Raw genomic sequence first — 25,178 nt, 5'->3', positions numbered from 1 at the left:
TCTCCTCAAACCGCAGGTGTGAACTGCGAATAACTTAAAAGCCCGCCAGCACTTTCTCAGCAGCATCGATCGTTTGCTGAATATGTTCGGCGGTATGCGTTTGGGAGAAAAAGAGCGCTTCAAATTGACTACAAGGCATATAAACACCTTGGTCAATCAAGCCCCAGAAATACTTGGCAAACTTGGCCCGATCGCAGTGTTGGGCTTCGTTCCAACCGTAAACATCCATGTCGGCAAAGAAGAGCGTCATCATGCTGCCCACGCGTTGCAGGCGATGGGGCACTCCCGCCTTGGTGGCCGCCTGGGCCAGGCCATCACCTAGCATGGCACCATATTGCTCTAGTTGCGGATATGGCGAGTGGTCGCGTAGCAATTTCAACGTGGCTGTGCCGGCTGCCGTGGCCAGCGGATTGCCGCTGAGTGTGCCGGCTTGGAAGACTTTGCCACTCGGCAAAACTTGATCCATTAAATCGATGCGGCCACCATATGCCCCCAGTGGCATACCGCCGCCCACAATCTTGCCCATCGTGGTCAGATCGGGCGTAACGCCATACAGCGCTTGGGCGCCACCGTATGCCACCCGAAAGCCGGTCATGACTTCATCGAAGATCAAGACCGTGCTGTACTTGTTGCACAGTTCACGGGCCGTTTCCAAAAATCCGGGCCGCGGTGGTACGCAACCCATGTTGCCCACAACCGGTTCCAAAATGATGGCAGCGATCTGCTGACCTAACTCCTGAAACGCCTCAGTAAGCGCTTCGATATCGTTGTATTCGAGCACCACGGTATCGCGTGAAGTCCCAGCGGTAACTCCCGGCGAATCGGGGACGCCCAGGTTGGCAGCCGAACTACCGGCGGCCACCAGCAAACTATCGACATGACCGTGATAGTTGCCGGCAAACTTGATGATCTTGTCCCTGCCCGTAGCGCCGCGGGCCAGACGAATTGCACTCATCGTGGCTTCGGTGCCGCTGCTGACCAAACGCACCTTGTCGACGCTCGGCACGGCGCTGATGATCAGCTCCGAAAGTTCACTTTCGGCTTCCGTGGGCGCACCGTAACTGGTGCCTCGCTCAGCAGCATGCACGATGGCTTCGATCACCAGCGGATGCGCGTGACCGAGAATCATCGGTCCCCACGAACCGATGTAATCGAGGTATCGATGGCCGTCGATATCGAACAGGTATGGACCAGCCGCTTGTTGGATGAACAGCGGTTTACCGCCTACCGCGTGAAAGGCGCGCGCCGGACTGTTCACACCGCCAGGCATGAGTTGACAAGCGCGAGCATAGGCGGCTTCCGAGCGCGTGTGCGATAGCCGGGTCAACGATTCCAAGAGCGTGTCCTTCGTTAAGGTTCGAATCCAAGTCTTGATTTGGCGTGTAGGATCCACACCGGATTATAAAGCAATTTCAAATTTACTTCAGTGCGGCGACGGCCTCGAACCGTTTTCGCCACCATTCTGGTTCAATTTGTCCTTTGGCCAGCGTTAGTCGGGCAATATCAGCAGCCGACGATTGCTCACCGCGGCCCAAGCTCCACTGGATCTCTAGCCAGCGCGATCTCAGATAGGCTTCGCTCTCTTGCTTGGTGCCCGCGGCGACGCGTTTTACCAAGCGAATCGCTTCGGACTGCGCAGCCTCAGTTCCGCTCTGGACCAGCGCCGCGGCCAGGCTGAGTTGCAGGTTTGGATCGCTTGAGTTTTGTTGGGCTAACTCACGAATAGCTTGCAAGGCAGCGCTTCGCGAACTAGCGTCGCCAGCGCTCAGCTGTTTCAATCGCAAGTCAGCCATGTGCAGTACGGGCGTTAACTTGGTTTGTTCTCGAGGCATGCGAACCAGTTCCGCGACTTTTTGCCAACTACTGACTTGCCCAACCGCAATTTCATCCAGCGATTCAACCAGGCTGCGACACCAGGCCAGGTTTACAATTGTGGATAATCGATTGTGATCGAGCAGGCCTACTGAATTGTGGGCATCGCTGGCATCCTGCCGGCGGGCAGCAGCCAGCGTCAGCAGTACGGCCAGCAAATTACGGGCATCGGCCGCTTGATCCAGCTGTTGACCGGGCAGTTTCAGGCCGACCAGTTCTTCAGCTTCTTCTTGCGTCAGCGGCGAGGTCAGCAGTGCAGCTGCCAAGGTTGTGATCGTGGCGGATTGGCGACAACTTTCCAGCTTGCCATCACGAATATGTTTGGCCAGTCGCTGAGCTTCGGGCAAGGTTTGATTTTTGGGCAATCGGGCCACTACCGTATCCAACCAATTGCTGAGGGCCGCCTGCTGACGAGTCGCATCACCGCTGGCCGCTGCCCGATGAATCCACATGCCCGCTAAATCGGAGAAGCGTTTTTGCATAGTGAACCATTTGGCCAAGTACTCTTCGGCCTTGAATGTCTCGTCGGCATCCGGCCACAGCGCCAGTTGTTGCTGCAAGACATCTTCATATTGCGTTTTCAGATCGTTGGATTCGGTATCGACGGCAATAGCTTGAGCCAGGCACCAGGCGGCCAAGACATGAGCGGCTGGCGCCGCGGTCAGGTCCGGGTGTTCGGTAGTTAGTGGTACCAACAGCTGGGCCGCAGCTTGCCACTGCTTTTCTTTTTGCATCAGCTTGGCGGCTTCTACCGCGTAGCCCAGAGCTTCGCCAAATTGCTGTGAATTGCGGGCTTCGATAACCGCTTGTTTCAATCGCGCGATCGCGGCAGCAGTCTGGCCACCGGATAGCAATTGTCGAACTTCGACGGCGACTAGTTCCGACATAGGAGCCGACAGCGGTGTAGTGTCGGATGTGCTAGCCGCGCCGGTGCTGGAACTGCTGGCAGCAGCCACCAAGAGCGCTTCGCCTCGATTGCGCCAGTAGTTGCCATAACGCTCGCCCAACATCCGGGCTTGCTCAACCGCGGCTTTCAATCGTTCGGTGCGTTGACCTGGTTCAAGTTTAGTGAGCCGCGCTAGTCCTACGCGGAGGGCGCTCAGTTCCACTTCGGGATCATCGAAATTCTGACGCAACGTTTCTAAGTGCTGCTGAGCCTGATCGACCTGTCCATCGCTGCACAGAGCCTCGACCAATGCGCTGCCAGCGCGGAGGCGGGCCAATTGAGACACTGCCAGGGCGGCGCTGCCATCGGCGGATGGAAGCCCTGGGGCGGCTTGCCCTCGCAAGATGGAAGCGAGTGTTTCGATCGATGCCTGGCGTTTGCCTAGTTCCAGTCCGGCGGTCGCTTGGGCAACGATGAGCTCATTGCGTGCAGACCAATCTTGAGCCGACTGCGTTAACACGGCGGTGGCAGTGCGATCGACATCGGCCAGAGCGGCCAGGTGATCCGGCGCATCGGCGCTGTAACAGCGCGCACGCACCAAGAGGGCTTCGCAGCGCAGGGCCGTGCAATCGATTTGCAGTTCCTGCAGTTCGCGACTAGGCGATTGCTGACTGGCGCTGGTGCCTCGGGGTTGCGAGAGCGGCAAGCGTTCTTTAATGTCTTTTTCAACCGCATCCATTTGCGATTGCACGCGGCGCACTGCTTGCAGAGCCTGCTCGCGTTCACTCTGGGCGGCGGGCGTAGCCAACCACTTGGCCAAGGACTGTTGAGCCCGCAGCAGATCGGCTCGGGCCAATTGCCAGGCCAACCACGGCAAGCGAGGATCTTCGGGGTGATCGCGTCGATATTCGCTTTCGGCCTCGAGAATTGCCTGCCAACTCGGCTGACTGTTGGACTTGTTCTGCAAAGCCAATTGGCTCAAACATTCCAGATGCCGCATGGCCCAACGAGCGCGCTCGGGTGCGTTTTCGATATTCACAAAGATCTGCGCGCGGCAATACTGGGCCGCACTACTGGCCGCCCCACGCTCGCACACCTTGCGCAGCGAATGATCGATGTAGTCGGGAGGCACAGCCCTGGCGCTGATCGCGCAAGTAGCCACCACGGCACCGCATAACCACGGTAGCCAAGTTCGCGACCATCGTCGCCGGCTCACGGCATTTTCAATTGCAAATCCCAGCAATTGGTTCATCGAATCAATGCACTAGTAGGTCAGTTAACAGATTAAGTTCCCAGTGTACCACGCACGATTGAAATAGAGTTATCGTCCTCACGCATAGAGAGGTCGCACTTTGCAAGTCTATGCAACACTTACGCGTTGATCTGTCGATAGGCTTCGTACATGACGATGCCCGCCGAGGTAGCTTGATTGAGGCTGCGCACAGGTCCAGGCATGGGGATCATGATCTGACGATCAGGGTTGTGGGTGGCGCGCAGCGTGTCGGGCAGGCCATTGGTCTCGCGACCAATCACGATAACATCGCCGCGCTCAAAAGTAGCCCGCGTGTAGTTGACCGTACCAAACTTGGTCAGCAGCCAAGCGTTGATCAGCGGCAAGTGTTCCGCCAGCTCCTGCCAATGATCGACCACTTGCCATTCCAAATGTTGCCAGTAGTCCAGTCCAGCGCGCCGCAAATTGGCTTGATCGAGCCGAAAACCTGTGGGACGCACGATCCAAAGTTTCGCGTTCAGGGCCACGCAGGTCCGCCCAATATTGCCAGTGTTTTGCGGGATTTCAGGCTGGTAGAGGACCACATGCAGCCAAGGTCGTGAGGCAGACTCTGTTGAGCGGCTGGGGTCTGCATGCATAGCGTGACTCTTGGGGAACAGTTAAGTTAGAGGTATGTAACTTTATTTCGCTGCCGCGCGCTGCCGCGCGGCGGTGAAGGATCGAACCACTGCTATCCCTCCTTGTCTTGTCATTCTATGCCAATCCCAGTTACCTGTCCCGGCTGCCTGAAGCGCTTTCAAGTCAACGACAAATTTGCTGGCAAGACTGGCCCGTGCCCCAATTGCAGCAAGCCAATCACGATTCCGGCAGCATCCGAGCAAGTTGTCATTCACGCTCCGGCCGATGCCGGCCCCAAGGATTCCAAGGGCCGCCCGGTCTTCATGCCAATCAAACGGCAAGAAGTCAAAGTCTCGCTGCCGGTCGCCCTGACCGCTGCCGGGGTCAGCGTGGTCTCGCTAATCATTGCTATCGGCGTGCGTTTTACGTCACCCGAACCGCCCACAGCCATCTTGGCCCTGGGCAGTATCTTGTTGGCTCCGCCACTGGTGCTGCTGGGTTATTGGTTCTTGCGCGATGACGAACTGGAAGGTTTTCAGGGCAAAGAACTGGTAGCCCGCACCGCCATCGTCTCGGCAGTCTTTATGGTTACGTGGGCGCTGTATGCTGTGATACCGATGTATGTTGGCTCCTACAAATCGATGGCGGAGATTGATATCGTTTCAGTCGGTTTCATCGTGCCGGTCATGATCGTGCTAGGATCAGCCGCCAGCGTGTTGGCCATGGAATTGGAGACGATGCAAGGTGTGTTGCATTATTTGCTCTACTTTGCCATCACGCTTGTCTTGGCGTTGATCATGGGCACGCAAATCGCGCAGCCCTTTGCTCGGCCGGTGCCGGCCACCTCAACCGGAACCGCAGCGCCAGCGACTCCCGTTCCGCCAGTTCCCAATAATGCCAAGTCAAAGACGCCGCCAACTCCAGCGACTCCACCGTCCACCAAACCCGCGGACCCCAACGCGCCCAAGAAACCACGCCTGATGCAGTAAGACAAAGCTTGCTGTGACCGAATATGCTCGCGCCCCCATATATCGCTCATGCCAGTGTCTCACGTTCTGCAAGTCAAGAGACAGTTCGCAGCGCCTTCAAAATCGAAGTGCGTTTCGCTGGTGGACTCAGCCCCGCTGATATCCGAGCCTTCAAACAAGCAGCGGATCGCTGGACGCGCGTCATCGTCGGTGACTTGCCATCCATGCAAGTCGATAACGAAGAGATCGATGATCTGCTGATCGAAGCCGAAGGACTGGAGATCGATGGCCCGGACGAAGTGTTGGGTGAATCCGGTCCAACCGTCTTGCGTCCCAAGGCTGCGGGTGCGTATGCGTTTCTACCGGCCAAGGGCCAAATGTCTTTTGATGTCGCCGACCTTCAAGCCCTACAGCGCGAAGGCACCCTGGTCGACGTGATCTCGCACGAAATGGGACACGTGCTGGGCATCGGTACGATCTGGGCTCGCAAACGCTTGCTGGTGGCCGCCCGCAGCAATGATCCAACCTTTCGAGGTCGCCAAGCCCGCGTGGCCTATGGTCAACTGCTTGGCACCGATCCTCGTGCGGTACCAGTTGAAAACCTCGGCGGTGCCGGCACACGCAATAGTCACTGGCGTGAATCCATCTTTGGCAACGAACTAATGAGTGGCTTTGTAGCCGCCGCCCCGAATCCACTCAGCGTTATCACTGTCGCTAGCCTGGCCGACTTGGGTTATACCGTCGATTTGAGCCGTGCCGAAAAGTACGACCTGCCTGCAGCGATCAGCATACCTAAGACTAACCTGGTAGCCTCACGAGTCATTCAGAAAATCCAACGCCCACGTAGCCGAGTCTCTCCGAGACTCGTATAACTCCCACTGCAAACTGAGGCCCGCGAATCAATCAGCGTCTCAGAGAGACGCTACTACGTGACACGTAGCCGAGTCTCTCCGAGACTCGCATAACTCCTACTGCAAACTGCGGACGTGAATCAATCAGCGTCTCAGAGAGACGCTGCTTCGTGACACGTAGCCGAGTCTCTCCGAGACTCGTATAACTCCCACTGCAAACTGCGGACGTGAATCAATCAGCGTCTCAGAGAGACGCTGCTTCGTGACACGTAGCCGAGTCTCTCCGAGACTCGTATAACTCCCACTGCAAAATGCGGACGTGAAACAATCAGCGTCTCAGAGAGACGCTGCTACGTGATACGTAGCCGAGTCTCTCCGAGACTCGTATAACTGCTACTGCAAACTGCGGACGTGAATCAATCAGCGTCTCGGAGAGACGCTGCTACGTGACTCGGATAACTCAGGTTGGGCGCAGGGCCAGGATGGAACAGGGGACTTTGCTGAGCATGCGTGTAGCCGTGTTGCCGATCATCAGTCCGCTGATGCCGGTGCGAGCCACGGTGCCGCAGACCAGCAGATCGATTTCTTGAGCCCGGCAAAAACTCGGGATCTCTTGGGCCGGCGCTCCGCGCAGCAAATGCACGCGTTTGTCGCTAGCTTGCAATCCGAATTCACTCAGTACACCATCCAAGGCTGTTTGATGGCACAACCGGTTTTGGTCGATCATCTCGTCGAATTCACTTTGCGCCATTCTACCTTCCAGCAGTTGCGCATCGTAGACATCCCACACATACACAACGTCAACACTGCATGCTTGGCGCTCCGCCAATTCCAGCGATCGACCAAGGATGATGCGATTGAGCTCGCGATGTGCGTCGTCATTAGGTGTGGCATCCACAGCGGCCAGTATACGTCCACACTCACCGGCGCGATCCCCTTGCGTCAACCATAACGCGCAACCAGCGCGGCGCAAAAGCTGATTGGACGTGGCCCCGATCGTTCCCGATTCGTGGCTGTGGGCCCCTTTGGCTGAACGCACCAGCAAGTCGATTTCTCGGTCCTGCACAATCTTGATCAATGACGCAGAAAAGTTGCCCCGCAAGAGTTCACAGGAACACTGCAACGACTTAGCTTGAAATTTCTGGACCAGCAACGCAAGTCGCTGCAATTTATCTTGTGCCACTTGCTCATGCTCAGCTTGCCACTGGGGCATCAGCCTCGCCGCAAAATTCAATTCGCGCAGCACATCAACGATATGCAGCGAGGCTCCGTAATGTTCCGCCAAGGCAGCGGCGCGATCCAATTCCGCTCGTTCACCTGCTTGCAAGGTGTCGATGGCAACCAGGATATGACGAAAGGGCTGCATGGTTTTAAGTTTCAAATTTCAAGTTTCAAGTTTCAAATTTCAAGTTTCTCGGGTTCGAGCTCAGTCAGTACAGTACGAGAAACTGCCTTAACTGATCAGGCATCTTGCGTGAGCAACTGGTAGGCTTCGATGTAACGGGAGCGAGTTTGCTGGATAACATCGGGCGGCAGAGCAGGGGGTGGGCTGTTGCGATCCCACTCGCTAGCCATCAGCCACTCGCGCACGAACTGCTTGTCGAACGATGGTTGACTGTGACCAGGCTCGTAGCGATCGCTGGGCCAAAAACGCGAACTATCCGGAGTCAGTACTTCATCGATCAAAATTAGCTGGTCATCGCACCAGCCCCATTCCAGTTTGGTGTCGGCAATGATGATGCCACGCTGTTCAGCCAGCCGGCTCCCTCGTTCGAAGACCGTCAGGGTCAGTTCGCGGAGTCGCTGGGCGGTTTCCATGCCGATCGCATTGGCCATAAATTCGAAGGAAACGTTTTCGTCGTGACCAGTTTCCGCTTTGGTGGCTGGTGTGAAGATTGGCTCAGGCAAACGATCGCATTGTTTGAGCCCAGCGGGTAGCGGGATGCCACAAACTGAGCCGGTTTGTTGATACTCTTTCCATCCCGAGCCTTCCAGGTAACCGCGCACGACGCATTCGAAAGGCACAACTTGTGCCTTTCGGGTGCGCATGATTCGGCCTTGCAATTGAGTTTGTTGTGACTCGGTGATCGCGGGCTGGCCGGCTGGCACCGGTGGTAAATCGACACCCAGGAAGTGATGCGGCACCCCTAATTGCTCGAACCAAAACAAGCTCATCGCCGTTAACACGCGACCTTTGTCGGGAATTCCAGTGGGCAGGATCCAGTCAAAGGCGCTGATGCGATCGGTGCTGACGATGAGCAGTTGGTCACCCAAGTCGTACACATCGCGAACTTTCCCCTGCCGGCGTGGCCAGGGCAAATCGCTCTGGCAAAATGCCTGGCTGGGGGAATCAAACGTCTTTCGCAAATTCGTCATGCAGCTATCTCTAAAATAATCTTTGGCAGGCCAGGCCCAACTTAGACGGGCATACCCAGCTAATCACATCTCTGTCAGGCGCGAATTGGACACTGTTCACGTGCTTAGAACTACCGCTGTCTCCAGCCGGTAAGTGTAGCCGCCCAGCTAATTCCGCGGAATCGGACGAAAAACGGCCAATTGAAAGTAATGGCGTCTTGCGTTAGATTCGCTGCTTTGATGGCCATTCCACAATCCCAAGTCACGAAAGCCGCCACTCGATGGGCGTCATGTGCTTTCACGTACCGAACGCCGAACAATTAGATCCGCAGGTTTTTCAGACCGCCTATGTGACTGGCATTGAGGGAATCCCTTGGCCATGCATTAGCACGCGCCGCGGTGACCAGTTGATCATCCAGCGTGATATCGACGAATCGGGCAAGCTGCACATCGTGTGGCCCACGCGCAGCTTTGGCAACGTCACGCTGATGACTACTAGTCTGAAAGTGGATTCAGGCGTTTATAGCTTGCCGCTGGAATTATGCCGCGGCACGATAATTAGGCTGCGCAACCAGATCTTCGAGTGGCAGCGCATTGGTTTGCGTGTGGCCGCCAGCACGCTGCAGTTGAGCGAACAAGCTCTGGATTGCTTTATCAATGCCATTACCACCGCTAATCCCGAAGCAAAGGCCCGCCTGGCTCAAGATGCGATTGAGCTGGCCCTGCGATCGATGAACGAACTGTGCAATGCTTTCAGCACACAAATGTTAGATGTTCGCAAACAGAACGAAGATCGCCTGTCAACGCTACTGGGCGTGACTCTGGCGCCTGCTCTGTCGCTACCCAGCGTATCGGATGCGATCTGTACAGCGTTTAATATTGTGTGCGTGCCAGCTGATCTGGCTGCGGTTGAATCGAGCTCGGGCAAACGCGATTTCTCTTCGCTGGACCGCCAGATCGAATGGGCGCGCAACTGTAACTTGCGTATTTGCTGTGGACCGCTCATGCGTTTTCGTCCCGGCGCGCTGCCCAGTTGGATGGTGCTCTTGGGCGAAAGTTTCGAGTCGATTTTATCGACTGCACTCTCTCATGCTGAAGAGACCGTCAATCGCTATCGTGGCAAAGTTCATCTGTGGAACTGCGGCAGCAGCTTGAATGTGCCCGGCGAATTGGACTGGAATGACGAACAAGTCTTGCGTTTGGCCGTGTCGCTGATTCAAACGGTGCGGCGCAGTGATCCCAAAGCGCCGGTGCTGCTGTCGATCGATCAACCCTGGAGCGAATATCTCAGCCGAAGCGTCGATGGCATATCGCCGTTGCACTTTGCCGATGCACTGATCCGCGCAGATTTGGGACTCTCGGGTCTGGCGCTGGAATTGAATTTGAACGCCTGGCCCGATGGAACCCTGCCGCGTGACGCGCTGGAAATCAGTCGCATGATCGATCGCTGGTCGATGCTCGGTCTGCCGTTGATGATTATCTTGACCTTGCCTTCGGATGACTCACTGGATGCTTCGGTCAGCGGCAATCGGCAGCCGGTAACCAGTTGGCGAAATCCGGATAACGATGCCAGCAGCGAAAACCTGGCCGATACCGTACTGAAACTACTCGTCGCCAAACAAGCCGTGCATGCCGTGGTGCTCGGCCAAACCACCGACCAGCTGCCGCACGAATTCCCACACTCTGGTTTGTGGGACCCAACGGGAAAACCCAAGCTTTTCCTGTCACAAATTGCCAAGCTGCGGCAACAGTATCTAACGTAGCGATTTTTCCTCTCGTAGCCGAACTCGCCAGAGTTTGGACTTCGTAGCCGAACTCGCCCGAGTTTGGTTGGCGCGACCCGAAAGCCTTGACGGCTTCCGCTACGAAAGCCGAAATCCAAACTCTGGCGAGTTCGGCTACGGGAGTTCGGCTACGGGGGGATTTTCGGGTTCAGGGCCTCGAAAATTCGTGTAAACTAGAAGATATGGGCACGTGATCACCACCTGAAACTTCAGCGGAGAAGCTTTCTGTGCCCCATTGATGTTTAATCCATGAAAGCCGATCGATGGCACTGTTGATATTGCGTGTTTTATTTATATGCGTGGCTGCGGGCGCAGCGACATACTTTTTTCAATTGGAGATCAATGGTTCGCCTTTGCTGCCTTATCTGATCATCTCGGGTATGGTTCTGTTGGCTTTGGGCGTGATTGCCATTGATATTTTTACACCTCGCAAACGTATTGAAGTTGTCAGTGCGATATACTTCGGTTTGATAGTAGGTTTTCTAATTACCCATATGCTGTGGGTCGCCATTTCGCCGTTGGTAGGTCAGAGTCCACTGGGGCCACCGGCTCAGTTGATGATTGCGGCCACGATGTGTTATGGTTGTACGAGTTTGCTACTGCAGACGAAAGATGATTTTCGTTTTGTCATACCGTACGTCGAATTTGCGCGCGACTTGAAAGGCATTCGTCCCTTGGTGCTCGACACCAGTTCGATCATTGACGGGCGATTGGCGGAGTTGGCTGAGACCAACATCATCGACAGTCAGGTGGTGATGCCCGCCTTTGTGCTTTCGGAGTTGCAAGGCATTGCCGACAGTAGCGATCGTTTGCGGCGAGCTCGCGGACGTCGCGGACTGGACATTCTGAACAAGCTCCGCACGCTGAAGAAGATCGATTTTCAAATCTACGAACGCGAACTGCCCGAGTTTGCCGGACAGACGGTGGATATGAAGCTGGTGATCTTGGCCAAGCACCTGGAAGGCAAGGTGGTGACGGGCGATTTCAATTTGAACAAGGTCGCCAAAGTTCATAACGTACCGGTCATTAATCTGAACGAGATCGCCGCTGCCTTGCGGCCGCAGTTTTTGCCTGGCGAGAGCTTTGATGTGCGCATCGTCAAGACCGGCGAAGGGCCTGAACAAGGCATTGGTTATCTGGATGATGGCACGATGGTAGTCGTCGAAGGTGGCCGTGATCGCATCGGTCAAACCTTTCCAGTGGTCGTAACCAGTACGTTGCAAACTCAAGCCGGTCGCATGCTGTTTGCCAAGTGCGAAGACACGATTCGTTCCCATAGCTCTGGAACGCATTCGTGAGATCATGCTGCTTCAACCACTAACGTGGGCACTCAATCTGCTCCTGCCTCCAGAATGCGCATGGTGTCAGGAACCGGTCGACGATGACCAGCGTTTGTGCGTTGCGTGTCAAGCAGTCTTCACCACCCAAATCAGTTGTTGCCAGCGCTGTTCGATGCCCGTGCCGGAGGTAGTGGACCGTAGCTCTTGCATTCGCTGCCGTGATCAAAAGTGGCGATTCGAACGGGCCGTGGCGTTGGGCCCCTACCGAGGTCGACTGCGCGAAGCCATCATCTTGATGAAACGTCCCGTCTTCGAATCGCTAACGATGGCCGCGGGAGAATTGTTGGCAGAGAAGCTCGAGCGTGAGCAACTCCAGTTCGATGTGATTGTGCCTGTACCCAATCATTGGTCGCGCCGCCTGGCTCATAAAACATCCGCCGCAGAAACGCTAGCCGGCGCGATTGCTGCCCGTTCCAAGCGGCCGCTGGTACTGACGGCCGCCGTGCGTCGGCGCCGGACATTGAAACAAGGTATGCTGGCCTGGAGCAACCGACCAGATAACGTTAAACAAGCGTTTCGAATTCGGCGCAGCCAGTTCATTGCCCAGAGGCGAGTCTTGTTGGTCGATGATGTGCTGACCAGCGGTGCGACCGCCGCTGAGCTCACGCGCTGCCTGTTGAAAGCCGGAGCAACCAGTGTCAACATTGCCGTGGCCGCCAGGGGCACTGGTTCGCGAAGTTGAAAATTTGAAATAGGAATACTGCATGTCGCAAGGCCCGAGTCCTCCCGGCGATAACCAGCCAGCTACCGAATTAAGCAATCTTTGGCGTAGTGGCGTGAATGTTAGCCTCCAAGATTTTCTCTCCCGTTATCCAGGCTTGTCCACCGGTCAATTGGTCTCGATCTTATGTGTTGACCAAAATCGACAATGGCGCAGCGGCCAACATGTTCTGGCTGAGCAGTACTTTCGCGATTATCCAGCCGTCCAGGCCGATACCAGCTCCGCTCTCGACTTGATCTATAACGAATTGCATCTCCGAGAAGAGCTGGGATTGATCATCGCTGACCAAGAGTACATGCAGCGGTTCCCAGAGCTGGCCAACGAAATCAAGATCCAGTTCGAGATCCATCGTTTGATCGAGGACTGCACACCGGACCTCTCAGAGAACTCTTCTGTCGCCACGATCCGCGGGACAGTGGATGACAATCCAGACGGCAATACCAATGCCCATACAGATGCCAGTTCCGACGCCAGTGCCAGTAGCCTCACGGTTGCCGGCGCATTGCCATCTGAGCAAACTTCGTCGGACAAGCAGCCAGTCTTTCCGAACTTGCCCGGTTATCGCTTGATCAAGATCTTGGGGCACGGTGGGATGGGCATCGTGTTTCTGGCCTGGCATGAAAAGCTTAAGCGCCACGTAGCGGTGAAGGTCATCAAATCAAGCGTGCTGGGCGAACCGGCAGTGCGGCAGCGTTTCGAGGCCGAAGGACGCGCAATTGCACGTTTGAACCAACCCAACATTGTGCAGATCTACGAAGTCGGTGAATACTTAGATCAAATGTTTTTGTCGATCGAGTATTGCGCTGGCGGGAGCCTGGCCAGGCATCTCAATGGTACACCGTTGCCGGCCAAACAATCCGCCGAACTTTGTCGAGCGATCAGCCTGGCGATTCACCATGCGCATGAACGCGGCATCATTCATCGCGATCTCAAACCCGCCAACGTGGTGTTGTATCTGCCACAAGAACAAGAACTCACCGATTCAGAACAAGTTCTGCGCGAGGCCATTCCCAAGGTAACGGACTTTGGACTGGCGCGCACTGCGGAGGAGGCGGGACAAACGATCGACGGCGTAGTCGGTACGCCCAGCTACATGTCGCCAGAGCAAGCACGCAGTCCCTCGGCGGTAACTGGGCAATCTGATATCTATTCGTTGGGTGCAATTCTGTATGAACTGCTGACAGGCCGCCCGCCATTCAAAGCCACGTCGATTTTAGAGACGGTGCATCAAGTTCTCAGCGACGAACCGGTCGCGCCGCGGCAGCTTGTGCGTAGCTTGCCCAAAGACATCGATACGATTTGCCTGAAAGCTCTGCATAAAGATCCCAGCCGGCGGTACGAAACCGCGCTGGAACTAGCTACTGACTTGGAGCGATTTCTGGCGGGCCAACCGGTCAAGGCGCGCCCCATATCTGGGTTCGAAAAAAGTTATCGTTGGTCCCTGCGAAATCCAGGCTGGTCCGCGGCCGCCGCTGCGGTGGTCATGTTGATCTGGGTCGCAGCCTTGTTGACGTGGCGCAACATCGCCCAGGCGCGGCAAAGTATTGAGGATTTGCGTGCGCAGCAGGTGCTGATCCAACAAGAGCAGCAACGAACGCTGGTCGAGAAAGAGAAAACCGCCGATGCACTGCTGGCAGCCAACAAAAGTCTCTACTCCGCCAACATTGCGCAAGCGGCTAACGCTTGGGCTGGTCTGAATATCGCCAGTATGGATGACTTCTTGCAAAACTGTCCGCGTGAACTGCGGAATTGGGAATGGGGTTTTCTTAACGGGCTGAGCGAACATCGCCTTCAGGCCTGGCAAACCGAAGCCGCCTCTGTCACTTCCATAGCCTTTCAGCCTCAAAAGCAATGGTTGGCTTCCGCGAATCTGGAAGGCCAGGTGACGATTTACGATTACAAATCTGCCCAAAAAATCTTCGAACGAAAATTTGAACCCTATATACGAGCCAAATTGAATTTTCTCAATGAAGGTCAGCAACTGATATTCGGCGAGACGATCGAGTCCCAGTTCGTTCTGCAAGCGACTCGCGAGCAATTTAGCGTCATCAGCACCAGCGATCCATCAGAGAAACCCTTTGTTTGGAAAGCACCCAACGCATATCGCATGTCGGACATGGTTGTGTGCGAAGCCACCAAACAATTAGCTGTGGCCTTGCTGCGATCCAGATCTCTGACCGAGCGTGGAACCATCAAGCTGTTCGATACCAGCCAGTCACCACCACCAGAAACGTCCGATTTTGAAATGCCCGGCGAAGAATGCCGAGTTCTCGCTTTTGCTCCCAGCGGAAGGTTTCTAGCTGTCGGTGGTGGTAACTCACTGATCTATCTCGTTGACGCCGATACGCATCAAGTAATTGAAACTCTCGAAGCGTCCCCGCCGCGCCCCACGAACATCGACAGATCACTTTCAGTGGTATCGCTCTTTGGCAAGACACAAGAACTCGTCGAGTGGGGCGTCAGCTGCTTGGCGTTCAGCGATGATGAAAAACTGCTGGCGGCGGGTATGGTCGATGGCCAAGTCCGTATTTGGAATATGGACAACAAAAAACTGAGTTATGTTTTCAAGCCGGCGGATGATCTGATCGTCAATCTTCGATTTTCAACTGACCATCAACAGTTAGCGATGACCTCTACGGTCGACGTGATTCATGTTGTGCATCTACCTACCGGCGAAGCGTTGGCCTCACATCAAGGGCATACCAAGCGCATCACCAACTTGTGCTTTGACCAGAATCAGAATGTCATCTCTTCCAGCCGCGATGGCACGATTCGGCAATGGCCCGCCAGCGATCGCGCTGACAGCCATACACTCAAAGGTCACACGCGCAGCGTGTTGTCGGCTGGGTTTCAATCCGATGGAAAAGTGTTGGCTACCGGAGACGGCAACCTATTCATGGGTGGGGCAGCCAGTAGCGTTCGCTTCTGGGACATGGCCAACCAAAGTTGTACCCGAGTCTTGCAACTGCCCTGTGGTTGTGCGGCCGTCAAGTTCGATCCAGTCAGTCACCGCGTGGCCGTCGGCGGTGGCGATGCCAAGGTTCGCATCTTCGATGAGCACAACGACCAGCCGCAAATCTTGGAGGGGCATTCCAGCGCGCTGACTTCATTGGCCTGGCATCCAAATGGCCATGAATTGGTCTCGGCCTCTGGTTCTTTGGCTTTTTCGATGTTGCCAGGCGAAGCCATCATCTGGGACACCCGCGACATGACGCAGCGCCTGGTGCTGAAAGGTCACACGGCCGCGATCAGTTCCGTGATTTACAGCGCGGATGGTCGCCAGATTGCCACCGCCGGTGCCGATCGGACTGTGCGTATATGGGATAGCCAAACGGGCGAGTGCTTGCAGGTCATGTCCGATCCCCAGGAACCCATTCTGTGCCTGGCCATGGACCCGGCGGGCCAGTGGATAGCTGGTGGAACCGGCGATGTGCTCAACCCGCTCAAATACAAATCGGGTGAAATATTTGTGTGGGAACTACCTTCAGGCAAACTCTTGCGTGTGCTGCGCGGTCATACGCAATTAGTGCATGGATTATCCGTTTCTGCCGACGGCCAGCGCTTGGTCTCCTGCGCTCGCAACGACAAAATCAGAATATGGGAGCCGACGTCGGGCACGGAAATGCTGACACTGACTCCTACCGATTACGCTTGTGGCGTTTACTTCAGTCCAGATGGCCGACACCTGGCCGTGCCCAATTGGAGCGGCAAGATCGACCTGTTCTCAGCCACCCTAACCCCGTAGCCGAAGTCGCCAGACTTTGGATGAACTACCAACTACGCTTCCAATCTCTGGCGAGATCGGCTACAGCAAAACTCCGTAGCCGAAGTCGCCAGACTTTGGATGAACAACCTACCACGCGTCCAATCTCTGGCGAGATCGGCTACGGGAAATAAAAAACCCTGGCGTTAACCAGGGTTTTCTAGCGGAGAGGACAGGATTCGAACCTGCGGAAGGGTGTTACCCCTTCGCCGATTTAGCAAACCGGTGCTTTCGACCACTCAGCCACCTCTCCGGTCATGCACACAGTTTCCTGACAAGACTGCATCTCGTCAAGTTCGCTTTCGGATTTTCTACACAAGGATTCGTCGTCGCAGAGAGCTGCTCTGCGTAGCCCGATCGGCTATGATAGAAGTGGTTCGTCTACTGCATCTACGGAATGGCTCAATGCACAAGTACTTACAGATCACGGCTTTGGGGCTGTTTTATTGGACAGCAATGCTCCGCGGCGGCTACTGCCAAGAAAGCGTGGTCGAAATTGTCGAAACCAAACTTCCCACCTACACGGCTGAAGTCGTCAAACTCGACCGAGACGGATTGACGATAAAATTGTCCGGGCAATCGCGAGTCCTGCCCCTGGACCAGTTGCTAAGAGTGCGTCTGCCAGACGCCAGCGAGCCGGTGGCCAAGGCCAAGATGTTGGTGGAACTGAACGACGGTTCCCAAATTTATTGTCGGCAAATTACTTCCGACGGAAAAAATGTTCAGCTCGAACTCGCCGATGGTAGGTCACTGTCTATTGCAGCCCGGCAGATTGCCAGCTGCCTGCAACAACCGTTGAATTCCGAACTGGCTCGCCAGTGGGAGACCATGGTTGAGTCGCGTATCACCAGCGACGTGCTGATACTAAATCGCTCCGCTGAAGCTCTCGATAAGATCGAAGGTGTCATCAGCAGCATTACCGACGCGGTAGTAAAGTTTCAGTTCGATGGACAAGATATCGATGTGCAACGCACGAAGTTGGCGGGCTGGAGATTTTTTTCACCCGCGGGTTCATCCAAGTCCAAGTTGCTGGCGGTAGTTCGCGATAACTCGGGCTCGAGTTGGATGGTCAGTAATTTGGCAGTCAACTGGACGACGGACGAAGCAGCCGAACTGACCTTGGTGGGCGGTACCAAGATCGCCATGCCACTGCAGGCACTGGCTGAGATTGACTTCTCATTCGGCAGCATGCGTTTCTTGGCCGACATCGAGCCATTAGAACGCAAAGTGCAACCACGCCTGTCGCTAGCAGTGCCCCTGCCCGAAGCCGAGCAACTCTTTGGCCCGCGTCCCAGCGTAGCTGAGACCTCGCGTGGACTGGCCGCAGGACCTGGCATTCAGTTCATGGGCTCCGGCTCAATCACCTATCGCGTGCCCAATGATTTCAAACGCTTGCACGGCAGCGTCGTCCTGGCGCCCGAGGGCCCGCAGTTTGTTCCTTGCAAGGTCCAAGTATTTCAAGAAGACAAGGTACTTTGGGAAAAGACGCTGGATCAACCCCACGAGCCCTACAAGGTCGAACTGGAAGTTGACGCCGGACGTCGCTTGCGAATAGTTGTGCAAGCTGATTCGAAACAACCCATCGGCGATCTTGTTAACTGGCGTCAACTGCGTTTCGTAAAGTAAATGGATGACCTTTGAAATTGTTCAACCAATGACCACCCATCAAACCAGGTATGGATCGAGCATTCTGCGGCCGCCATGCATGTTACGGGTAACCGCCTTTGTGCTGATGATCGGCGTCACTCTATCAGCGCGAACTGCGTCCGCAACTGAGCCACCTTCATCGGTACTCGCAGCCCAGCGTGCACGCCAAGCCAGCATGCATTCGGCCAGTGAAGCAACGATTGCAGTGTTTGGACTCGACGGCGGCGGCGGTGGCAGCGGAGTGATTATTACGCCCGATGGTTATGCGCTGACCAACTTTCACGTCACGAGTGCCTGCGGCGACCACATGCGGGTCGGGCTGGCCGATGGTCGCATGGTTGATGCGGTGATTGTCGGAATCGATGCGACCGGTGATGTATCGCTGATCAAACTCTTGGGCGATGACAACTTTCCAACTTCGCCGATGGCCGATAGCTCGCAAGTGCGCGTGGGACAATGGTGCTTTGCGGCTGGCAATCCGTTTGGACTGGCCACCAACTTGCAACCTACGGTTTCTTTGGGCGTGGTCAGCGGCGTAGGTCGCTACCAATACCCGGCCAATACGATTCTCGAATACTCCGACTGCATTCAGACCGATGCCGCCATTAATCCAGGCAATTCGGGTGGACCACTGTTCAACTTGGACGCCGAAGTCATCGGCATCAACGGCCGTTGCTCGTTCGAGAAACGTGGGCGAGTGAATGTAGGTGTCGGTTATGCCATCAGCATCAACCAGATCAAGAATTTTCTGGGTATGCTGCGCAGCGGTCGCTTGGTTGATCACGCCACCTTGGGCGCAACGGTCGCCACCGATGAGTCAGGCAAAGTCCTTATCAGCAATATCCTGAACGATAGTGACGCCTATCGCCGCGGCTTGCGCTATGGTGATGAAGTTATCAGTTTCGCTGGTCGCAACATCCAAACCACCAATGATTTCAAGAACGTCCTAGGTACACTGCCGAAAGATTGGCGCGTACCGATGGTCATCCGCCGCGAAGGCCAAGAGCAAACGCAGTTGGTACGATTGGTGGGCGTGCATACCGAAGGACAACTGAGTCGTTTGGTGGCGGGCGAATCATCCGAGCTACCCAAACCCAAACGACCCGGTGACCAACCTGATCAACCCGAAGACAAGGACCACCCGCACGACGAAGGCGACAAACTGGATCGCGAGGCGGAGCAAGCCGCGCAAGTCGACGGAGAGGATGCATTGGCACCAGGTCGACCAGACTTCAAGCTCGTCAAGTCGATGCTCGAACCGCGTCCGGGCTTTGCCAACTACTATTTCAATCGTTTAGAACGCCAGCAGGTCTGGACGCGTGTGCAAACTCTTGGTGACTTTGCCAAGACCCAAGTGGCATGGAAGTTGGCTGGCAAACTGGCCACTGAACCGACGCCGGTTGAAATAGACCTGGCTGCGGACAAAGCGACCTTGGCCATCGGCCGCCGTTCAGTGGAAATGCCAATCAGTGATGCGATGGCTGCCGTTGTTGACAAGAATCAGGAAGATGGAATGCTGGTGGCGCTGCGGGCCTGGCAACAACTGCTACAAGAAGGCCCCGACAAGATCGGATCGACTATTTATTTGGGCACTGCACCGATTTATCCGACGCTCGATAAGAGCGGAGCGGGTATGCAGATCTGCGATTGTTTGCAAACCACTTGGTACGATGCCATGGTCCGCTTCTATGTGCCCGTGGGTTCAACCGAGATAAGTTGCGTTGAAGTGTTTGGTGAACCGGGCAATGATCCAGTGGAGCTGTACCTCGACCAGTATCACGAGGTCGATGGTTTGAAGTGGCCCGCCCGCGCCCGCTTACAGTACGGGACTGAACCGATGTTTGTAATGACTATTGAAACGATAACCAAGTAGCCTCGTTGAACGCTTAGCCAATGATCAAACGAACTTTATGCTGCTTGTGCATCATTCTAATTGGACTGGTTTCAGGCCGTGTTGGCTGGGCACAATCACGCACATCGATCGGTTCGGTCAATCAAGCTGCGGTCAGTGCCGAACTGAAGACGGTCAAGCTGTACGGTGCAGGAGGCATTGCCGGGTTGGATACGTATCAAAGCGGTTTCTTCATCGACGAAGCCGGCCATGTGCTGACGGTGTGGAGCACGGTGCTGGATGTGGACAAGGTAATCGCAATTACCAGCGATGGTCGCCGCTTGGAATCGACCGTGGTTGGAATCGATCCCAACCTGGAGATTGCGGTGTTGGATACCGGTAAAGCGACCAGCGAGTATTTCTCGTTAGCCGAGACGACTGAAGCCAGCGTGGGCCAGCGGGTGCTGGCCTTGAGCAATCTGTTTGGAATTGCCACTGGTCGAGAGATGGCCAGCGTTCAGAAGGGCGTCATCATGGCCCGCACGCGACTGGATGCGCGGCGCGGCACCTTTGCGTCTGTATACCAGGGACCGATTTACGTGGTGGATGCGATGACCAACAACCCGGGGGCTGCGGGCGGAGCCTTGACCGACTTTAATGGGCGTCTGCTGGGGATCTTGGGCAAAGAGTTGCGAGATGCCCGCGCCAATGTGTGGCTGAACTACGCCATCCCGATCGGTCAGGTCAAGGAGTCTGTATCGAACATCCTCGAGGGCAAATCGATTGCCAAAGTGGATGGCGACAAACCGCCTGTTGATCGACCGCATACCTTTAATGCGTTGGGCATTGTGATGGTACCCGATGTACTAGCCAAAACGCCTGCCTATGTCGACTTTGTCAAGCCAGGTTCGGCGGCAGCGCGGGCGGGCTTGAAGAACGACGACTTGATTCTAAATGTCAACTCAGTGCGCATCACTTCACAAGCTGCCCTGCGACAAGAATTGCAGACGATCGATCGTGGCGATGAGCTGCTGATGCTGGTGCAACGCGGAAACCAGCTGCACGAAATTAGTATTCGCGAGCCATAATGCTGCATAGGCTTGCGGCCTGTGTGATTGGTGAATAGACTTCCGATTTGTATTCAGGCTCATCACGCAGAGGGCTGCACAGATAACGCCGAGAGAATCGAACATCGCGGGTGCTCTATACTTGCCCAGCGTCAAAACGCGAGTCATTATCAGTATCCTGGTGACGCTGCACCTGCTAGCAGTGCTGGGCGAACCGATGCGCATGTTCACGCAAGGTCGTCAGCCCGCCGCGCCCGATGCTGGACTAGTCCGGAGATCGTTGGGCCCGTACATCGATTTCGCTTATTTGCATCACGGATATTTCTTTTTCGCACCCAATCCAGGTCCTAGCCATTTGATGGACATTACGTTGCTGGATGCCGATGGCTCGCAGCGACACTTGCGGTTGCCCGATCATCGCGCGCAGTGGCCCAGGTTGCTTTATCACCGGCACTTTATGCTGTCCGAGTTTTTGTATCAGTTGTATACACCGCCTCTGACGGGCATTGGCCCCAGTGACGATCCGGCGATCATCGATTGGCGACGTGAGCGAGCACTCTTTGAACAGGTGCGTGGTTCGATGGAAAAGCACCTGGCCAAACGTTATGCTGCTCAACGAGCCGAGATTCAACTGATGGAACATCGCTTGCCAAACGCCGTGGAAGTATTCGAGAACAAAATGCGGCTGGACGACGAGAAGTTGTACATCCTGCTGCCCGACGTGCCCACCGACGACGGCTTGCCACCACCAACATCTGCATCGGCGGTTGGCCCCTCAAGCACCTCGCGCGCTCCGGGCAGTGCCGCTATGCCTGGACTATCACCACTTCCAATTTCGCCCAACGTGCCTTCTCCGCTTGTCCCCAACAAGTCCAGCGAAGAGGTCAAACCGTGAGCGCTGACAGCCCTGTCTCCTCCAACTGGTTTACCGAAGCGCTTGATGGCTGGAATCGATTTTGGTTTTCACCTTCCCAGCCGCACACGCTAGCGATCATACGCATTTGCTGCGGATTGATGCTCGTTTATGTACATGGTATCTGGCTGAGCATGGCCGGCGACTTCTTTGGTCCAGATGCTTGGATCGATAGGCAAACTTCGCGACAACTACATCAGTTCGACTACATTGCCAGTTACTTGATGTTCGTTAGTAGTCCGCTGGTAATTGGCTTGCATCAAGTCGTGGCCATGAGCGTTAGTTTCATGATGGCAATCGGGTTCATGACGCGAGTAGTTACGCCACTTGCGTGGGCGATGACCTTGATGGTTTGCCATCGGCAAACAGGCGCGCTCTTTGGGCTCGACCAGGTCGTCATGATGCTGTCGATGTATTTGATGATCAGTCGTTGCGGAGACGTTTATAGCCTGGATGCTTTCCGCCGACGCGCGGAGGCTAGGGAGCCGATTAGTCACGTATCGAACACAGTGGCTATGCGCCTGTTGCAACTGCACTTGTGCATCATTTATCTGTTCGGCGGACTGAGCAAGATGCGAGGCGACCTGTGGTGGGAAGGGACAGCCATGTGGTGGTCGGTGGTCAACTATGAATATCAGTCGGTTGATATAACCTGGTTGGGCTTCTCGCCTCTGACGATCGCCTTGCTTACACATGTGACACTCTTCTGGGAAACATTTTATCCGGCGATCATTTGGCCTCGGCTAACGCGGCCATTTACGCTGGCGATGGCCGTGCTGGTCCACGGCGGCATTGCGATTGCGCTGGGCATGCCAACCTTTGGATGCATGATGATTGTGGCCAATATTGTGTTTGTGTCGCCGCGTCGCGTACACTTGATCGTCGCTGGAGTGCTGAAACGCCTGGGTGTCGGTTCATTCAGTCGATAGTCATGTCTCTGCGAATGCTCGAGGACCAATCACGTGAAAGTTTCGATAATTGGAACTGGACATGTAGGGACCGCGATCGCTTTTGCGCTGGTTACTAAAGGCCTGTGTCAGGACTTGGTATTGGTCAATCGGACTCGGCGCAAAGCCGAAGGGGAAGCGGCCGACTTGCAACATGCGGCCGCTTTTAGTTCTCGCGCCATGCGTATCAGCGCTGGCGAACTGGCACAAACAGCTCACAGCGATGTGGTCGTATTGGCGATGAGTGCTCCGCGTGATTCAACGATTGCCGCCGATAGTGCCCGTAAGTCGCAGGTGCGCGGGAACCATCACCTGATTAGACAAGTGCTGCCGGAGTTGGTTCAACTGAGTTCAAGTGCCATCTTCTTGGTGGTCTCCAATCCGGTGGATGCCTTGACCTACTTGGCGTGGCGAGCCTCCGGATTGCCCGCGCAGAGAGTCATTGGTACTGGCACGCTCATCGATAGTGCGCGTTTTCGATCTTATCTCTCGCAGCACATGCACATCCATCCGGACGACATTCGCGCTTACGTGCTGGGTGAGCACGGGGACACACAGTTTCCGGCGATGAGCGTCGCTGCCACTGGCGGCGAGCGCTTGGATAACGACCCGGTGATCAATCGGCTCTTTGAGCGCACGGTTACCAGTGGCCATGAAGTGTTTGCTATCAAAGGCTACACCAACTACGCGATTGCTTTAGCTAGCGTAATGATCATCGAGTCGATTTTGCTGGACAGTCATCGCACGCTACCGGTTTCGACCTTGATCCAAGGATTTCAGGGCGTCGAAGACGTGTGTTTGTCGGTGCCGGTCGTATTGGGTCGGCAAGGCGTTGCGCGGCATTTGGTCCCGCATTTCAGCGCAGCGGAAGTCGCCGCCTTCCATTCGTGCGCAGCATCGGTCAAAGCCGTAATCGCCGACGCAACCCTATAAAACGTCTGTCCCCTCTGTCCCTTTGAGATCGTACAGCTTTTAAGTCATTTGTACGGAGGGCTTTATGTCACCTCTCCCAAGCTTTGCTTGGGGGAGCGACCGTCTAGTTGGTAGTCAAGGAAGAATCTTAAATTTCTTCCCTTCGCTTGGGCATCTTGGGGGCCAGCCCCCAAACCCCCGGGATTTTTCAAGGCATGGCGCCGGTAACTCAATGTTTGATTTCCTACAGGCGCAGCATTACTATGAACTGTGCTAAGTGAAACATAGCAAAGCTCTGCGGGGACGCAACTTTGTAAGGGATAACTTAGTCGCCGGTGAGTCAATGACCCGCCGAGCACGTAGCGCCCGTGGCCAGGCTGGCGACAGCTTGGTCACGTGCCTTCTTCTCGGGGTCCCACATCGTTTGCGTACGTACCATCTCGTGAAGGATCAGGAGCAGCTTTCGCATGCTCGCGATCAACGCCAGCTTCTTCGGTTTTCCTCGGCTTAATAACCTCGAATAGAATTTCTCGACCACTGGATTCTTTTTGGTTGCCACTAAGGCCGCCATGTATAGTGTACGACGCACCGTTGATCGACCTCCGCGAATGCGTCTCTTGCCATCGCTCTGACCGGTTTGGTTGGCCATCGGAGCCACACCAACAAGCTTGGCAATTTCCGTACGAGAGATTTTTCCAAGTTCAGGAAGTTCAGCACACAGTGTGACTGTCGTGATGAGACCCACGCCTGGCGCGCTGGAGATGATCCTTACGTTAGGTGTCTCTTTGCTCATCTCCTTGCCTTGCTCCTTGAGCTGCTCGTTCAGAGCTTTTAGCTGGTTTTTCAGCATTTTCAAGCTCTCTTCAACGAATTGCTTGACCGTCTCATCCTCAAAACGCAAGCGATTCTTCTCTTGGTTGATCATCGTCATGACCTGTACTCGACGACGCGTAAGCGACCGAAGCTTCTTCTCTCGCTCGGTAAGCGGCTTGGTCAAATGGACTTTGACCTGCTCACCAAAATGCCGAATTACTTTGGCATCAATGGTATCCGTCTTTTCTAGATACCCGTGTGCCTTGGCGTAGTAGTGAGTCTTGCGCGGGTTGACCACCGCCACGTTGACCTTCGCCTCGTGTAGCAGGTCAACCATGATATTCTCATAACCACCGCTGCTCTCGCAAACCACAAGTGTCTTTTCAGGCTCTTGGATGCGCTCGATCAACTTGCCAATGGACGAGACCGTGTTGCTAATCGTTGAAGGCAGCTTGCCCTGGGAATCGGAAATGTCTAGCTTCTTGGAAGCTACATCAATGCCGATCACGCGATCATATGTTGTCATTGTAAACTCCTACCTAGTAAATTCAGGCTTCCTCGCACTTGGCGAAGAGCACTCAGCGACCGTTCGGATAGAAAACAATCAGCTGCCCGACTTCGCTCCCCCACGAGCTACAAATGTGTACATTCGTTCGGGG

Annotated in this window: 18 protein-coding genes and 1 tRNA gene; 12 read left to right on the top strand and 7 right to left on the bottom strand. The window is 55.3% G+C overall.

All coding sequences use genetic code 11. The features are described from left to right. Positions 1 to 34: 34 nt before the first annotated feature. The 3 genes from hemL to SH573x_RS05810 form a co-directional block, all read right to left on the bottom strand. Positions 35 to 1,336 carry a glutamate-1-semialdehyde 2,1-aminomutase gene (hemL, locus tag SH573x_RS05820; RefSeq protein ID WP_479353389.1) on the bottom strand — a complete coding sequence of 434 codons (1,302 nt, stop codon included), beginning with the start codon at positions 1,334 to 1,336 and terminating at the stop codon, positions 35 to 37. Between the two features lie 82 nt (positions 1,337 to 1,418). Beyond that, complete coding sequence (locus SH573x_RS05815; protein WP_479353388.1) at positions 1,419 to 4,010, bottom strand: hypothetical protein; 2,592 nt, start codon at positions 4,008 to 4,010, stop codon at positions 1,419 to 1,421. Positions 4,011 to 4,129: 119 nt separating this feature from the next. Continuing rightward, complete coding sequence (locus SH573x_RS05810) at positions 4,130 to 4,627, bottom strand: tRNA (cytidine(34)-2'-O)-methyltransferase (protein ID WP_479353387.1); 498 nt, start codon at positions 4,625 to 4,627, stop codon at positions 4,130 to 4,132. Between the two features lie 117 nt (positions 4,628 to 4,744). Here SH573x_RS05810 and SH573x_RS05805 point away from each other — a divergent pair, with 117 nt between their 5' ends. Then, entirely contained in the window at positions 4,745 to 5,596 is an 852-nt protein-coding gene (locus SH573x_RS05805; RefSeq protein ID WP_479353386.1) for a hypothetical protein, read from the top strand. Positions 5,597 to 5,619: 23 nt separating this feature from the next. After that, positions 5,620 to 6,447 (top strand): leishmanolysin-related zinc metalloendopeptidase, encoded by an 828-nt coding sequence (locus SH573x_RS05800; RefSeq protein WP_479353385.1) that lies wholly within the window; start codon positions 5,620 to 5,622, stop codon positions 6,445 to 6,447. 439 nt (positions 6,448 to 6,886) lie between these two features. Here SH573x_RS05800 and SH573x_RS05795 read toward each other — a convergent pair whose 3' ends face one another. Together SH573x_RS05795 and SH573x_RS05790 are read right to left on the bottom strand one after the other, a co-directional pair. Continuing rightward, positions 6,887 to 7,792 carry a universal stress protein gene (locus tag SH573x_RS05795; protein WP_479353384.1) on the bottom strand — a complete coding sequence of 302 codons (906 nt, stop codon included), beginning with the start codon at positions 7,790 to 7,792 and terminating at the stop codon, positions 6,887 to 6,889. 95 nt (positions 7,793 to 7,887) lie between these two features. Beyond that, a complete protein-coding gene (locus tag SH573x_RS05790) occupies positions 7,888 to 8,802 on the bottom strand; it encodes a phosphoribosylaminoimidazolesuccinocarboxamide synthase (RefSeq protein WP_479353383.1) in 915 nt (304 codons plus the stop codon). Positions 8,803 to 9,071: 269 nt separating this feature from the next. Here SH573x_RS05790 and SH573x_RS05785 point away from each other — a divergent pair, with 269 nt between their 5' ends. The 4 genes from SH573x_RS05785 (at position 9,072) to SH573x_RS05770 (ending at position 16,371) form a co-directional block, all read left to right on the top strand. After that, entirely contained in the window at positions 9,072 to 10,544 is a 1,473-nt protein-coding gene (locus tag SH573x_RS05785; protein ID WP_479353382.1) for a hypothetical protein, read from the top strand. 284 nt (positions 10,545 to 10,828) lie between these two features. After that, a complete protein-coding gene (locus tag SH573x_RS05780; protein ID WP_479353381.1) occupies positions 10,829 to 11,863 on the top strand; it encodes a PIN/TRAM domain-containing protein in 1,035 nt (344 codons plus the stop codon). 4 nt (positions 11,864 to 11,867) lie between these two features. Further along, positions 11,868 to 12,587: a double zinc ribbon domain-containing protein gene (locus SH573x_RS05775; RefSeq protein ID WP_479353380.1), complete on the top strand. Its 720-nt coding sequence runs from the start codon at positions 11,868 to 11,870 to the stop codon at positions 12,585 to 12,587. Positions 12,588 to 12,609: 22 nt separating this feature from the next. After that, a complete protein-coding gene (locus tag SH573x_RS05770; protein WP_479353379.1) occupies positions 12,610 to 16,371 on the top strand; it encodes a WD40 repeat domain-containing serine/threonine protein kinase in 3,762 nt (1,253 codons plus the stop codon). Positions 16,372 to 16,553: 182 nt separating this feature from the next. On the opposite strand, the gene SH573x_RS05765 is transcribed toward SH573x_RS05770, so the two are convergent. Beyond that, positions 16,554 to 16,642 (bottom strand) — tRNA-Ser (locus SH573x_RS05765). A gap of 152 nt (positions 16,643 to 16,794) precedes the next feature. Between SH573x_RS05765 and SH573x_RS05760 the strand changes: the two genes are divergently transcribed. The 6 genes from SH573x_RS05760 to SH573x_RS05735 all read left to right on the top strand — a co-directional run bounded on the left by SH573x_RS05760 (position 16,795) and on the right by SH573x_RS05735 (position 23,727). Next, positions 16,795 to 18,015: an NPCBM/NEW2 domain-containing protein gene (locus SH573x_RS05760; protein WP_479353378.1), complete on the top strand. Its 1,221-nt coding sequence runs from the start codon at positions 16,795 to 16,797 to the stop codon at positions 18,013 to 18,015. Positions 18,016 to 18,043: 28 nt separating this feature from the next. Further along, complete coding sequence (locus SH573x_RS05755) at positions 18,044 to 19,909, top strand: S1C family serine protease (protein WP_479353377.1); 1,866 nt, start codon at positions 18,044 to 18,046, stop codon at positions 19,907 to 19,909. Positions 19,910 to 19,929: 20 nt separating this feature from the next. Then, complete coding sequence (locus SH573x_RS05750) at positions 19,930 to 20,955, top strand: S1C family serine protease (protein WP_479353376.1); 1,026 nt, start codon at positions 19,930 to 19,932, stop codon at positions 20,953 to 20,955. Between the two features lie 121 nt (positions 20,956 to 21,076). Further along, positions 21,077 to 21,829 (top strand): hypothetical protein, encoded by a 753-nt coding sequence (locus tag SH573x_RS05745; protein ID WP_479353375.1) that lies wholly within the window; start codon positions 21,077 to 21,079, stop codon positions 21,827 to 21,829. Next, positions 21,826 to 22,776: an HTTM domain-containing protein gene (locus SH573x_RS05740; protein ID WP_479353374.1), complete on the top strand. Its 951-nt coding sequence runs from the start codon at positions 21,826 to 21,828 to the stop codon at positions 22,774 to 22,776. The genes SH573x_RS05745 and SH573x_RS05740 overlap by 4 nt, the downstream gene beginning before the upstream one ends. A gap of 33 nt (positions 22,777 to 22,809) precedes the next feature. Beyond that, the gene (locus SH573x_RS05735; RefSeq protein WP_479353373.1) at positions 22,810 to 23,727 is read left to right on the top strand and encodes a malate dehydrogenase; all 918 of its coding nucleotides are present in this window, start codon (positions 22,810 to 22,812) and stop codon (positions 23,725 to 23,727) included. A gap of 319 nt (positions 23,728 to 24,046) precedes the next feature. On the opposite strand, the gene SH573x_RS05730 is transcribed toward SH573x_RS05735, so the two are convergent. Next, entirely contained in the window at positions 24,047 to 25,045 is a 999-nt protein-coding gene (locus SH573x_RS05730) for an IS110 family RNA-guided transposase (RefSeq protein ID WP_479353372.1), read from the bottom strand. Positions 25,046 to 25,178: the final 133 nt, after the last annotated feature.

This window comes from Rania fehmarnensis (genome assembly GCF_056494185.1).
This window is presented reverse-complemented; position numbering and strand designations above follow the sequence as displayed.